10 protein-coding genes and 1 pseudogene are annotated in these 12,270 nt (G+C 73.1%); 4 read left to right on the plus strand and 7 right to left on the minus strand.

Annotated elements, in window-relative coordinates; genetic code table 11:
• Positions 1 to 84: 84 nt before the first annotated feature.
• Positions 85 to 1,314 (minus strand): PucR family transcriptional regulator, encoded by a 1,230-nt coding sequence (locus C1I99_RS01410; protein WP_111132319.1) that lies wholly within the window; start codon positions 1,312 to 1,314, stop codon positions 85 to 87.
• Between the two features lie 410 nt (positions 1,315 to 1,724).
• On the opposite strand from C1I99_RS01410, the gene C1I99_RS33085 reads away from it, so the two are divergent.
• Positions 1,725 to 4,622 carry a hypothetical protein gene (locus C1I99_RS33085; RefSeq protein ID WP_199561875.1) on the plus strand — a complete coding sequence of 966 codons (2,898 nt, stop codon included), beginning with the start codon at positions 1,725 to 1,727 and terminating at the stop codon, positions 4,620 to 4,622.
• A gap of 51 nt (positions 4,623 to 4,673) precedes the next feature.
• Here the strand turns inward: C1I99_RS33085 and C1I99_RS01420 are convergent, their stop codons facing one another.
• Entirely contained in the window at positions 4,674 to 5,651 is a 978-nt protein-coding gene (locus tag C1I99_RS01420) for a sugar kinase (protein WP_111132320.1), read from the minus strand.
• A gap of 116 nt (positions 5,652 to 5,767) precedes the next feature.
• Here C1I99_RS01420 and C1I99_RS01425 point away from each other — a divergent pair, with 116 nt between their 5' ends.
• On the plus strand, positions 5,768 to 6,574 hold the full coding sequence (locus C1I99_RS01425) for an IclR family transcriptional regulator (RefSeq protein ID WP_111132321.1): 807 nt from the start codon (positions 5,768 to 5,770) through the stop codon (positions 6,572 to 6,574).
• Positions 6,571 to 7,245: a bifunctional 4-hydroxy-2-oxoglutarate aldolase/2-dehydro-3-deoxy-phosphogluconate aldolase gene (locus C1I99_RS01430; RefSeq protein ID WP_199561876.1), complete on the plus strand. Its 675-nt coding sequence runs from the start codon at positions 6,571 to 6,573 to the stop codon at positions 7,243 to 7,245. Before C1I99_RS01425 ends, C1I99_RS01430 begins: the two co-directional genes overlap by 4 nt.
• Before the next feature lie 28 nt (positions 7,246 to 7,273).
• Here C1I99_RS01430 and C1I99_RS01435 read toward each other — a convergent pair whose 3' ends face one another.
• On the minus strand, positions 7,274 to 8,119 hold the full coding sequence (locus C1I99_RS01435) for a S1 family peptidase (protein WP_111132322.1): 846 nt from the start codon (positions 8,117 to 8,119) through the stop codon (positions 7,274 to 7,276).
• 28 nt (positions 8,120 to 8,147) lie between these two features.
• Here C1I99_RS01435 and C1I99_RS32530 point away from each other — a divergent pair, with 28 nt between their 5' ends.
• Entirely contained in the window at positions 8,148 to 8,288 is a 141-nt protein-coding gene (locus C1I99_RS32530) for a hypothetical protein (RefSeq protein WP_158553904.1), read from the plus strand.
• On the opposite strand, the gene C1I99_RS01440 is transcribed toward C1I99_RS32530, so the two are convergent.
• The 4 genes and pseudogenes from C1I99_RS01440 to C1I99_RS01455 form a co-directional block, all read right to left on the minus strand.
• Positions 8,281 to 9,570, minus strand: a complete 1,290-nt coding sequence (locus tag C1I99_RS01440) for a type 2 periplasmic-binding domain-containing protein (RefSeq protein ID WP_111132323.1) — start codon at positions 9,568 to 9,570, stop codon at positions 8,281 to 8,283. The two genes, C1I99_RS32530 and C1I99_RS01440, sit on opposite strands and share 8 nt — an antisense overlap.
• A 26-nt stretch (positions 9,571 to 9,596) precedes the next feature.
• Positions 9,597 to 10,442 (minus strand): carbohydrate ABC transporter permease, encoded by an 846-nt coding sequence (locus C1I99_RS01445; RefSeq protein ID WP_111132324.1) that lies wholly within the window; start codon positions 10,440 to 10,442, stop codon positions 9,597 to 9,599.
• Positions 10,439 to 11,275 (minus strand): carbohydrate ABC transporter permease, encoded by an 837-nt coding sequence (locus tag C1I99_RS01450; RefSeq protein ID WP_111132325.1) that lies wholly within the window; start codon positions 11,273 to 11,275, stop codon positions 10,439 to 10,441. The genes C1I99_RS01445 and C1I99_RS01450 overlap by 4 nt, the downstream gene beginning before the upstream one ends.
• Before the next feature lie 134 nt (positions 11,276 to 11,409).
• A pseudogene (locus C1I99_RS01455) lies at positions 11,410 to 12,216 on the minus strand (IclR family transcriptional regulator); the annotation flags it as partial.
• Between the last annotated feature and the right edge of the window lie 54 nt (positions 12,217 to 12,270).

Raw genomic sequence — 12,270 nt, forward strand, 5'->3', positions numbered from 1 at the left:
CCGCTCGGCCGCCCGGTCATCGGCCACCTGTCGAAGATCTCCGGCACCGGTTGCTACGTCTGTCGCAGCCGAGAGCCGCGGCGGTCAGCCGTCCGGCCGGTAACGGCCCTCCAGCCGGGCCAGTTTCAGCGCCAGGTGCAGGCAGAGGCGCTCGTTGCCGTCCTTCAGGTCGGTACCGGCGAGTTCCTCGATCCGCTGCAGCCGGTAGTAAAGCGTGGTGCGGTGCAGCCGCAGCTCGGCGGCGGTGGCGTGGGCGTTGCCGGCCAGGTCGAGGTAGCGCTCCAGGGTGGCCAGCAGCGCCTGGTGGGTCGGGGTGGGCAGCAGCCGCGCCAGCCCCGGATGCACGTCGGCGACGTCGAGGCGATGGTCGTTCAGCCGGGACAGCACCCGGTAGATACCCAGGCCCGACCAGGTCACCACCGGCCCGAGCGCCGGCAGCTGGGCGCCGATCCGGGCGGCGTGCAGCGCCTCGGCGTACGAGGCGACGGCGTTGACAAGTCGTGGCCGGGTCCGGCCGATCCCCACCACGGTCCGCACGACCGAGCCCAGGGAGCGGGTCATCTGCTGCAGCGCGTCGTCGAGGTGCTTCGCAGCGACCTCCGGGGCGGGCCGCCCGGCGGCCTGCCCCGCGCAGAGCAGCAGTACGCCGTGGTCGTGGCGGATCATGTGCAGCGCCTCCCGGGTGCCGATCCGGCGTCGCGCGGCGACCAGCGACTGCTCCAGCGCGATCCGGGCGGCCTCGTCGGGTGCCTGGTGTCGCGGCGCGACCAGATGCGCGACGAGCGCCGTGCTCGGCCCGTCGCCGGCGATCATGCCAGCCTCCAGCAGCGCCCGTACCGCCTGGTCGCGGGTCTCCGGGCGGTCGGCGAGCAGCGTACGGGCGGCTTCGGTCTCCCGCTGGGCGGCCAGCTCGCCGAGCAGGTTCTCCCGGTACAACGCCAGGGACAGCTCTTTCAGCAGCCCCGTCGCCTCCATGTCGACGTCTGTCAGGGTGCCGTCGGCGTCGATGAACCAGACGAAGCCCAGCAGCAGGTCGTGGTGGCGGATGGGCACGCAGACCCGGGGCAGCAGGTCGAGCTCCGGATGGGCCGGGATCCGGATCGGCTCGCGGGCGTCCATGATGCCGAAGTTGCGCAGCCAGGCCATCACCTCGGGGGTGGTCTGCCGGCGCAGGATCGACGCCCGGCGCACCTCGTCCACGAGGCCGGTCTGTTCGCTGTAGACCACGACGCGCTGGCGCCGGTCCTCGATCAGGGCCGGCCGGCCCGTGTGCGCGGCGACGGCGTCGACGATGCGCTGCAGCTCACCCTGCATGACAACCTCCGCTCGCCGGTCCCGGCCCTGGCCCGGGACACCGGCCGCACCATGATCAGAAACCCTGTCTACACCGGCGGCCCCATGCCTGGCCAGGCCCTTCGCGCCGGCCGGTGCGACGAGCGTCCGGGCGGACCCCGAACATCAGGCGTCGGTGGCCGGTTTCCCGTCACAGCCACCGGGCCGGCCGGGACCAGGCGCCAGACCGGTACCCGTCCAGGGTGCTCGGTCCGTTCCAGACTGATTGACTACGTGCATCATCCGCATTACGGTCCCGTATAGCGCAACCACCTCCCAGAATCTTTCATCCGAGCCGGTTAGGTCTGAAACGTAACCACCGCCAGCTGGACCCGCGGCGAGACCGTCGATCGTGCACGGTCCGCGCGACGGAGCTGACAAGGAGGTCCTCTGTGACCAGACGTACCCGCCGCCAGGCCGCGGCGGCCCTGACCGCGACGCTGACGGCGACCGTGGCGCTGGGCCCGGGGCCGGGGGCGACCGCCGCCCCGTCCGGCACCGCGCCCGGGCCGCAGCTGTTCACCGACGACTTCTCCGCCGGGCTCACCCGGTGGCGCGCGCTGACCGGCGCGCTCACCGAGTGGACGGCGACGACCGCCGAGTTCCCCTACGTCTCGGTCGACACCCGCAACCAGCCCTCGGGCCGGTACATCGCACCGGTTACCCCGGTCGACCTGCCCGACGCCTACGAACTGCGCACCCGCGTCCGGGTCGAGGCGACCACCGACTCGCCCACCGTCTCCGTGCTCACCGACTTTCAGGAGCCGTACGCCGTCACCCAGAACAACCTCGCCGCCCAGCTGGCCGGCTGGTCCGGGGTGCAGGTATCCCGCCCGGTGACCAGGACGGTGTGCCGCGGCCCCGCGCCGCTGCGCCAGGGGGAGTGGCACGAACTGGTCATCCGCCGGGCCAACGGCATCTCGGTGGTGGAGGTCGACGCCCAGCGCGTGGCGGTCGTCGACTCACCCACCGCCGGCGGCACCATCGGCCTCGGCGTCTACCACGCGCGGGCGTCGTTCGCCGCCGTCGCCGTCCACGGCCTGACGGCCGTACCCGACGGCCACCCCACCACCGCCTCCGGCTGCTCGTGGACCGGGCCCGGCGAGCCCGACGCCGACCAGCCCGTCCTGGTCAACCAGAGCGGCTACAACCTCGGTCAGGCCAAGCGGTTCACCGCCCCGCGGGCCGCCGACGGCGATCCGTTCCGCGTCGTCGACGCCGCCGGGACCGTCCGCCACTCCGGCACCGTACGCGGCCAGGTCGGCGACTTCACCGGCTTCGAGCCGGCGGACGCCGGGCCGTACACGGTGGTGGTCGACGGCGCGGCCGGGACCGGCGAATCCGTCCCGTTCGGTGTCGGCGCGGACTGGATCGAGCGGGTGTCGTACCGCCGGGCGGTGCAGTTCATGACCGACGTCCGGTGCTACTACGGCGACTTCAGCCGGATGGTCCACGGCGGCACCGACCCGCAGAACTGCTACCTCGGCGTCGGCTGGCGCGACTCGCACCAGATGTCGTTCGAGCTGCCCGCCCTGGTCGACATGTACCTGGCCAACCCGTCGGCGTTCGCGCAGATCACCGACCCCGACGCGAGGTACGTCGGGCTGCCGGTGCAGCTGCCGGCGGACACCCCGGAGATCGTCCGGCTGATCCACTGGGCGGTCGAGGTGTACCTCGACGGGCGGGTCAACCACACGCTGCTCAAGGAGCAGCTCGCCGCGTTCCTCTACGCCTACCCCTACCTGGCGCGGTACGTCCCGCGCGAGGTCTACGAGCGGGCCCGCGACTACCTCTTCGGCATCTGGGACGACCCGGCCAAGGACCGCTTCGCCTGGTACGACACCACCCCGCACACGGCCGACCTGCTGCAGGTCTACACCCAGGTCGGCTCCGGCAAGGGCGAGCTTCCCCCCGGCCACTCGGTCTGGCCGAACGTAATGATGTACGAGGTGGCGACGCGGGAGGGGCGTGCCGACGCCGACCGGTACCTCGCGGCCGCCCGGGCCCAGGCCGCGTGGCTGGTCGAGCACCTCGACGTCACCGACCCGACGGTCACCAAGGGCCAGCGGCAGGGCGAGTACCACCTCGTGACCGGCCTGGCCCGGCTGCTGGAGCAGCACCCCGATCAGGCGCCGTCGGGCACCCGGGAGTTCATCCGGGACTGGGCCGAGGTGGTGGCGGAGCGCTCGGACAACCTGTGGGACTTCCGCCGGTACTCGGCCGACCGGTGGACCATCCCGCCGTTCACCGGCGGCGGCTCGGCCAGCGATCCGAACGAGACGGGCAACGTGGCCGGCTTCGCCGCCCCGGCACTGGCCGCCGCGCGGGTGCTCGGCGACGACCCGCTCGCCGCCCGGCTGCGGCAGGTCGCGGTGGCCCACGTGGACAACATCTTCGGCCGCAACCCCACCGGGCGGCACGCCTCGTACCGGGGCCCGACGGAGCAGTGGGGCTTCGAAGGGGTGGAGCGCGGCTGGTACTCGGAGTTCCAGGGCGGGGCCGGCCGGCTCCAGGGCTCCCGTGGGGTGCTCGACGGCAGCCCGAAGAACGGCCACTACCCGTACCACCCGGAGGTGGGCAACATCGGCCACTCCGAGGGCTGGGTCACCGTCAACAGCGCCTGGAACGAGGCCCTGGCCTGGCGGGCGGTCGACGTTACGCAGGTGCGGGTCGTCGACGCCGCCGGCGCCGTGGTGGACCGGGTGCCCGAGGGAACCCGCCCGGCGGTTCGGCTCACCGCGCCGCTCAACTTCGACCCCACCGCACTGGACCGGGCCGAGGTCCAGGTCCGCGTCGGCGAGGACGGCATCCCGCGGCGCCTCGCCGTGGTGCAGGACGGTCCGAACGCGACGACGTACCGCGCCGAGCTGGACCTGGCGGCGATCGGCGCGCGGCTCGGCGACACCGTCACCGTCTCCTACGGCTACGGCTACTTCGCCCAGGAGACGACGGTGACGGTCACCGCGCCGCTGTGTCAGGGCCTGCCGGCGACCGTCGTCGGCACCGACGGCGCCGACCGGCTGGTCGGGACCGCGGGCGACGACGTCATCGTCGGCCGGGCCGGTGACGACGTGATCGCCGGCCGCGGTGGCGACGACGTGATCTGCGGCGGTGACGGCGCCGACCGGCTGGCCGGCGGGCCGGGCGACGACGTGCTGCTCGGCGGCGCCGGCCCGGACGTCGTGGCCGGTGGCCCGGGCGACGACCGGTTGTACGGCGGCGCGGACGAGGACGTCGTCGCCGGCGGTGCCGGCTCCGACGTGACCGACCAGGCCGGCCCGGAGGCGTGAGTCGCAGTGGTGCCGGGGTGGCGCTCCCGCCCGGCACCACTGCGGTAAGCCCTACCGTGCGAGCGCGTCGCGCAGCAGCGTGGCCGCCGTGGACGCATCGGGCAGTCCCGCGGTGTCGCCGGGCGCGGCGACCACCCCGGCGGCCAGCGCGCCGCCCAGCGTGGCCGCGCCGGCCGGCGGGGCGCCGCGCAGCCGGCCGGCCAGGTAGCCGCCGGCGAACGCGTCGCCGGCACCGACCGGATCCACCACGGTCGTCGCCGCGCTCGGCTGGTGCACCGCGCCGCCGTGCGGCCCGGCGTGGTAGCAGCCGTCGGCGCCGGCCTTGAGCACCGTCTCCGCGACGCCGGCGGCGGCGGCCGCGGCGAAGACCTCGTCGGCGTCGCGCGGATCCCGCACCCCGAGGACCGGCCCCGCCTCGTCGGTGCCGAGCAGCAGGACGTCCACGGACGACAGCAGCGCCCGGACGCCGGCGGCCTGCTGGTCGACGTCGCCGAGGGCGGGGCGCAGGTTCGGGTCGAACGCCACGGTGATGCCGGCCTGCCGGGCCGCTCGCAGCACGGACTCCACGGCGGCCCGAGGGCCGGGGCCGAGGGCGAGCGTGATGCCGGAGACGGCCACCAGTCGCGGCCGGGCGGTGAGCAGCCGGGCGGCGTCGGCCCGGTCCAGGTGCGCTGCGGCGGAGCCGGTGCGGTAGTAGTGGACCCGCCGGTGCCCGTCGCGCTGGACGTCCTTGAGGAACAGGCCGGTCGGGTGTCGGGAGTCGACGGTCACCAGGGAGGTGTCCACGCCGGCGGCCCGGGCCGCGGTGAGCACCCGGCTGCCGAGCGGGTCGGCACCGACCCGGCTGCAGAAGCCGGTGGTCACGCCGAGCCGGGCCGCGGCGGTGCAGAGGTTGAGTTCGGCGCCGGCGACATGGACCTCCACGGCCGGGGTGTCGGCGAGCAGCCCGCCAGGGGGTGGCTGGAACAGCACCATGGCCTCGCCCAGCCCGACGATTTCCAGGCCGGCGGCCGGCGCGGACGGTCTCACGGGTGCCGCCCGTACGTGGTCACGATGACCACACCCCGCCCCAGCCTATGATCGACGACGTGCATCATGCAGAATAAGGTGCCATATATCGCAAGGGACTTCCAGAGAGGATTGGCATGGCGGCGGAACCGAGCGGTAACCAGAGTGTCGAGCGGGCCCTGACCGTGCTGCGGGCACTGTCGGGCGGCCGGACCGAACTACGGGTCTCCGACGTGGCCAAGGCCACCGAACTTGGCCTGTCCACCACGTCGCGGCTGCTGGCCACGCTGGAGAGCATGGGCTTCGTCGACCGGGACCCGGTCAGCGGGCTCTACCGGCTCGGCCTCGACATGATCTCCTTCGGCGGGGCGGTGCTCAACAGCCACCCGGTGCATCGCGAGGCGCGGCAGACCGCCCAGGACCTCGCCGCCGATCTGGGGCTCGGCGTCAACGTCGCGGTGCGCCGTCGTGACCGCCTGTTCTACCTGCTCAACTTCGAGGGCCGGCAGGCGCCGCGGCCGTTCGTCCTCGCCGGACAGTACAACCCGCTGCACGCCACCGGGCTGGGCAAGGCGCTGCTGTCCGGCCTGACCGGCGAGCAGCGGCGGGCACTCCTGCCGGCGGCGGCGCTGCACGCCTACACACACCGCACGGTCACCATCCACGACAGGCTAGACGAGGAGATCGCGAACGCTCTCGCCCGCGGCTACGCCACCGAGGTCGAGGAGTTGGCGCTGGGCCGGGCCTGCGTCGCCGCGCCGATCCGCGACGGCTCCGGCGTCGTGGTCGCCGCGCTGTCGGTGTCCGGCCCGCTGTCCGCGATCGACCTGCCGGCCCGCGAGGCCGCGCTCGCCCGCGCGGTGATCGAGGCGGCCGACTCGATCAGCATCGGCCTCGGCTACCTCGGTCCGGCGCAGGTCGCGGTTCCGGAGGCGGTGGCGTGACCATCCCGGCCCGGCCGGAACGGCAGCCGGCCGGCCTGGCGGTGCTGCGTGGGGCCCGGGTGATCGGGATCGTCCGGCTGCCCGCCGCCGACGCCGTGGTCCGGGCCGGCCGGGAACTGGCCGAGGCAGGCCTGACCGCGGTGGAGGTCACGCTGACCACACCGGACGCGCTCGACGCCGTCGCCGCGCTGCGGGCCGAGCTGGCCGGGTCGTGCGTGGTCGGCGCCGGCAGCGTCCGTGCCCCCGCCGACGTACGGGCCGCCCACGCGGCCGGCGCGCAGTTCCTGGTCACCCCGACCACCCGCGTCGAAGTGCTCGCCGAGGCCTCCGTCGCGGGGTTGCCGGTGGTCTGCGGCGCCTTCACCCCCACCGAGGTCGACGTCGCGTGGTCGTCCGGGGCCAGCCTCGTCAAGCTCTTCCCCGCCAGCCTCGGCGGGCCGGCGTACCTGCGGGAACTGCGTGCGCCGCTGCCGGACGTGCCGCTGGCGCCGACCGGGGGAGTGACCCCGGAGTCGCTTCCCGGGTGGGCGGCGGCCGGGGCGGTGGCCGTCGGAGCGGGCGGCGCGCTGGTCAACGCCACCGAGGTCGCCGCCGGTGACTGGCCCGCCCTGCGCCGTCGCGCCCGGGCCTTCGTGTCCGCCGCCGCGGCGGCGCCCTGGCCGGCTGCCTGAGCGGCGTGGACCCGGTCACCGGGCGGGCTCAGGGGATCGCCACGCCGTACGCGGCGAGCACCTCCAGGATGGGCTGGTAGAAGGTGGTGCCGCCGGTGGTGCAGGTGCCGCTGCCGCCGGAGAGGATGCCGATGATCGTGCCGGTCGCGGCCACGTACAGCGGACCGCCGCTGTCGCCGGGTTCGGCGCAGATGTTGGTGCGGATCAGGCCGGAGACGCTGCCCTGGGCGTAGTTGACGGTCTGGTTGAGGGCGGTCACCGTGCCGCACCGCACGCCGGTGGTGGCGCCGCTGCGGCACACCGCCTGGCCGACGTACGCGCTGCCGGCGCCGGAGATGGTGACCATGCCGGGGTAGGTGTAGACCGCGCTGGGGTGGGCGACGTCGCTGGTGTAGCGGACCAGGCCGTAGTCGTTGGTGGGGAAGCTGCTGCCGGTGCGGGTGCCGAGCACGGTGGTCCGCGCGCTGTCGGCGTACCAGGTCGAGGCGGTGGCGGTGCAGTGCCCGGCGGTGACGAAGTAGTAGGTGCTGCCGCTGCGCATGTTGGCGCCCAGTGAGCAACGGCCACCGCCGCTGCCGTGGATGGCCTGCCCGCCGGCGATGAGGATGCGCAGCCGGCCGGGTTGGTGGCGCAGCACCGCCCCGGCGCGGGCGGCCGTCGCGCGCAGCGCCGCCAGCTCCGCGCCGGTCACGGTGTCGTCGACGGTGACGGTCAGCCGACCGGTGACGGGGTCGACGCCCACGGTGGTGCCCGGCGTGCGGACCTGGGCCGCCGCGGTCGCCGGCGCGGCGTCGGCGGTGGCCGCGCGGGCGGCGGGCGGTACGCCCAGCAGCAGGGTGGCCAGGACGAGGGCGACAATCGGCAGGCGGCGCATCCGTCCCCTCCTATATCGGCGAGCATGGATGCATCTCAGCATCCTCCACCGGCGCGGCACTTTCAACGGGCTGCGGTGGACCGGGCACGACCACGGGGATACGCGGCTGGTGGAGGCGGTCGCGTCGGCGACCGCCACCACCAGCCGGGTGCCCGGTTCCGTCACGTGATCAGCGCCTGCACCGCCCGGCCGGCGTCCCGCATGGCGTCGGCGGGCTTGGCCCGGCCCACCAGGACGGCCTGCACCTGCTCGGAGATGGCCGTCTCCATCTGCGCGTACTGCGGGTACTTCCAGAACGGGTTCGGCGTGGCGGTGGCGGTGATCCGCTCGCTGAACTGCGCGGTGAACCGGTCGGTGCGCACCTGCTCCGACGCCAACGCCTTACTGGTGGTGGGTGGCAGCGACAGATCCTTGAAGTAGCCGAGCACGGTCTGCTCGTCCGAGGTCAGCCACCCGGCGAAGTCGCTGGCGGTGTTGGCGCCCTCGCCCTCGACCACCACGACGGCGTGGCCCCACTGCACGGCCCGGGGCTTGTCGCCGGCGTTCTTCACGGGACGGGCGATCGGGTCGAGCTTGTCGGCGAGGGACGTGTCGGGGGAGCCCTTGACGACGAAGTCCCGGCCGACGATGGCGTCGTCGTAGATGGCGGCCTTGCCCTGGGCGAACAGGGTGCGGGCGTCGACCCGCTCCACGTCCGGGGCGATCAGCTTCTCGTCGTAGAGCTTCTTGTACCAGGCGACCGCCTCGACGCTGGCGTCGTCGCCGACGGTCACCTTGTCGCCGTCGAGCAGCGGGCTGCCGAAGGTCTGCATCCAGATGAGGATGTCCTTGAGCTGGGCGACCTTGGTGGAGGCGGCGTACGGGATGACGCCGGTGCTCTTCAGCGCGCGAAGCGCGGTCTCGAAGTCGGCGATGGTGGCCGGGGCGGTGGTGACACCGGCCTTCTGCATCAGCTCGCGGTTGGCGATCAGCCCGATCGCCGCCGTGGTCCAGGGCAGGCCGACCTGTTTGCCATCGACCTGCCCGGAGCTGAGCGCGGCCTCGGTGTAGCCGGCGTCCCTGGCCACGTCGCCGAGGTCGCGCAGCTTGCCGAGGGCGGCCAGGCCGGCGAGCCAGGCGATGTCCATCTGGGCGGCGCCGGTGAACTGTCCGCCGCGCACCTGGAGGGTGAGCTGGTTGAGGTAGGTGTTGTAGGCCAGCGGCACGCCGTTGACGGTGACACCGGCCTTGCCACCGTACCCGCGCATCAGCTCTTCGATCTTGGCTTTCGAGGCGTTGTCCGCCAGGCTCCAGGAGGCGAAGGAGAAGTCGGTGGCGGACTTGGCGGTGTCCGTGGTGGGGCCGTCGGCGCTCGGCGCGCAGGCGGCGACGCCGCCGAGACCGAGGGCGCCGGCGCCGGCGCCGAGCCCGACGAGGCGGAGCAGGTCCCTGCGGGAAAGGTTGTTGTTCATGGGGTGGACCTCCGGGACGGGTGGGGTTATCCCTTGATGGCGCCGGCGGTGATGCCGCCGACCAGGAATCGTTGGAGCGCGATGAACGCGACGACCACGGGCAGGGACGCCAGCAGTGAGGCGGCCATGAGCTCCGCCCATTGCGCGGTGGCCTCGCCGAGGAACGCGTTGACCAGCCCCGGTGGCAGGGTCGTCTTCTCGCGTCCGGCGAGGGTGAGGGCGAAGATGAAATCGTTCCAGCCGCGGACGAACGCGAACAGTCCGGCGGCGACGAGGCCGGGCGCCGACAGCGGCAGGATGACCGAGTGGATGGTGCGCAGCCGGGACGCGCCGTCGACGCGGGCGGCCTCGACGAGCGAGTCGGGGATGGTGTCGAAGAAGCCCTTGAGCATCCAGACGCACAGCGGCAGCGTGAAGGTGGTGAACGACAGCACCAGCGCGGTGTAGGTGTCGAGCAGTCGGTAGGCGCTGAACAGGGCGTAGAGGGTGACCAGGAGCAGTGCCTGCGGGAACATCTGCGAGGACAGCACGAAGTACATGAGGCTGCGTCGCCCGCGGAAGCGGAACTTGCTGAACGCGTACCCCATGTAGGCCGAGACGACGACGCTCAGCACGGCGGTGATGACCGAGACGATGATGCTGTTGAACAGGTAGCGGGCCAGCGCGGGCTCGTCGGCGAGGTTGGCGAAGTTGTCGAGGGTCAGGTCGGTGGGGATCAGCGACGGCGGGTAGCGGAAGGTCTGCTGGGCCGGGGTGAGGGCGGTGGCGAGCATCCAGTAGACCGGCAGCAGCCCGAACCCGCCGAGGACCGCGACGGCGGCCCAGGCGGCGGCGCGGGAGCCGCGGCTGTCCCTGGCGGAGCGCTTGCTCATAGCTGTCCCTCCCGCTCCGACCGGCGGACGTAGATCGCGACCATGCCGAGCAGCAGCAGCATCCACAGCAGGCCGAGTGCGCCGGCGCGGCCGAGGTCGTAACCCTGGAAGGCGGTCTCGTAGACGGCGGTGGCGAAGGTCTCCGTCGCGCCGGCCGGGCCACCGCCGGTCATCACGTAGATCAGGTCGAAGTGCTGGAAGTTCCAGATCAGTTCCAGCAGCAGGACGATGCCGATAATGCCGCGCAGGTGCGGCAGGGTCACGGCGAAGAACCGCTGCACCGCGCCGGCGCCGTCGGTTTCGGCGGCCTCGTGCAGCTCGCCGGGGACGGTCTGCAGGCCGGCGAGGAGCATCACCAGGATCCACGGGAAGCTGGCCCAGGTCTTGGCGACGATGACGGCGGCCATCGCGGTGCCGGGGCTGGCGAGCCAGGCCCGCGGTTCGTCGATCAGCCCGAGCGCCTCCAGCGCTCCGTTGGCCAGCCCGTAGTTGGCGTTGAAGATCCACATCCAGAGGAAGGACACCACGACGCTGGGCACCAGCCACGGGATGAGCAGCAGGCCGCGCAGGGTGGCCCGGCCGCGGATACGGGTGTTGAGCGCGAGTGCCAGGGCGAGGCCGACGAGGAACGGCGCGACGGTGGCGCCGACGGTGAAGACGAGGGTTTGCCGCAGCAGCCGCCAGAAGTCGCCGCCGAGCAGCTCGGTGATGTTGCCCAGGCCGACGAAGGTGCGGCCGGGTTCGACGAGGCTCTGCGCGAAGAACGCCGTGACCAGGGAGGCGACCAGCGGGTAGACGACGATCGCGGCGAGCATCGCCAGGGCGGGCAGCATGAGCAGGACGGCGAACGCGCCGTCGCCGAGCGACCGGGGTGGGTGCCCGCCGGGCGGCCGAGGTAGCCCAGGCCGGTGCTGATCGCGTCGGCGACTTCGATGACCATGCGGGCCAACTCGGCCTCCCGCGTGTCCAGGGCGATCGCGGACAGCGGGCCGGAGACCGACAGGGCGGCGCAGACGGTGCCGGTGTGGTCGAGGATCGGCGAGGCGACGCAGGCCCGCCCGAGGGCCAGTTCCTCGACCTCAGTGGCGTAGCGCCGCTGCGCGGCCTGCTCGACGGCGGCGTCGAGGGCGGCGTGGTCGGTGATGGTTGCCGGGGTGTAGGAGGGCAGTTCGGGCAGGAGCGCCCGGCGCTGTTCGGCGTCGGTGCCGATCAGCAGGCACTTGCCGAGCCCGGTGGCGTGCAGCGGGTTGTGTTGGCCGATCAGCACGAACGACCGTGGGGCGAGGGTGCCTTCGAAGTTGCACAGGTAGAACAGCGACGCGCCGCTGCGGATCGCGACGTTGGCGCCGAGGCCGAGTTCCGCGGCGAGGTTCTGGGCCCGCTGGCGGGCCTCGCGGTGCACCGGATGGCTGTTGAGGGCGACGCCGGCCATCGTGATCAGCGCGGGCCCGAGCTGGTAAAGGCCGCTGACCTGGTCGCGTTGCACCAGGTCGCAGGCTTCCAGGGTGGCCAGCAGGCGCGACGCGGTGGACTGTCCGAGCCCGGCGTGACGGGCCACGTCGGACACCCGCAGTGCCGGCTGGCTGGCGAGGAAGGCGGTCAGCACGGCGGCGGCCTTCTCCACGCTCTGGTTGGTGCCCTGATCACTCGCCACGAAGTCTCCTTCTGGACGTCCCATCCATTGCTGTGCCAGAGTGGCGCTCATGTTGCACCGTGTCAACCGGCAACTGCATGCGAGTTGCAGAATTGCGATACAGAGGCGACCTCGTGGCATCTGAGCGTTCAATCCCGCCCTTCAACCGTCCAGTGGAGACCGACAGCCGCGGAG

The sequence above is a fragment of the Micromonospora deserti genome, from assembly GCF_003236335.1.
Lineage (GTDB): Bacteria > Actinomycetota > Actinomycetes > Mycobacteriales > Micromonosporaceae > Micromonospora > Micromonospora deserti.

What these genes read in the sequence shown, in the direction of transcription:
- C1I99_RS01410 (WP_111132319.1), bottom strand. Translation starts at nt 1,314, where the DNA reads ATGCAGGGTGAGCTGCAGCGCATCGTCGACGCCGTCGCCGCGCACACG.
- C1I99_RS01425 (WP_111132321.1), top strand. Translation starts at nt 5,768, where the DNA reads ATGGCGGCGGAACCGAGCGGTAACCAGAGTGTCGAGCGGGCCCTGACC.
- C1I99_RS01435 (WP_111132322.1), bottom strand. Translation starts at nt 8,119, where the DNA reads ATGCGCCGCCTGCCGATTGTCGCCCTCGTCCTGGCCACCCTGCTGCTG.
- C1I99_RS32530 (WP_158553904.1), top strand. Translation starts at nt 8,148, where the DNA reads ATGCATCTCAGCATCCTCCACCGGCGCGGCACTTTCAACGGGCTGCGG.
- C1I99_RS01440 (WP_111132323.1), bottom strand. Translation starts at nt 9,570, where the DNA reads ATGAACAACAACCTTTCCCGCAGGGACCTGCTCCGCCTCGTCGGGCTC.
- C1I99_RS01445 (WP_111132324.1), bottom strand. Translation starts at nt 10,442, where the DNA reads ATGAGCAAGCGCTCCGCCAGGGACAGCCGCGGCTCCCGCGCCGCCGCC.
- C1I99_RS01450 (WP_111132325.1), bottom strand. Translation starts at nt 11,275, where the DNA reads ATGCTGCCCGCCCTGGCGATGCTCGCCGCGATCGTCGTCTACCCGCTG.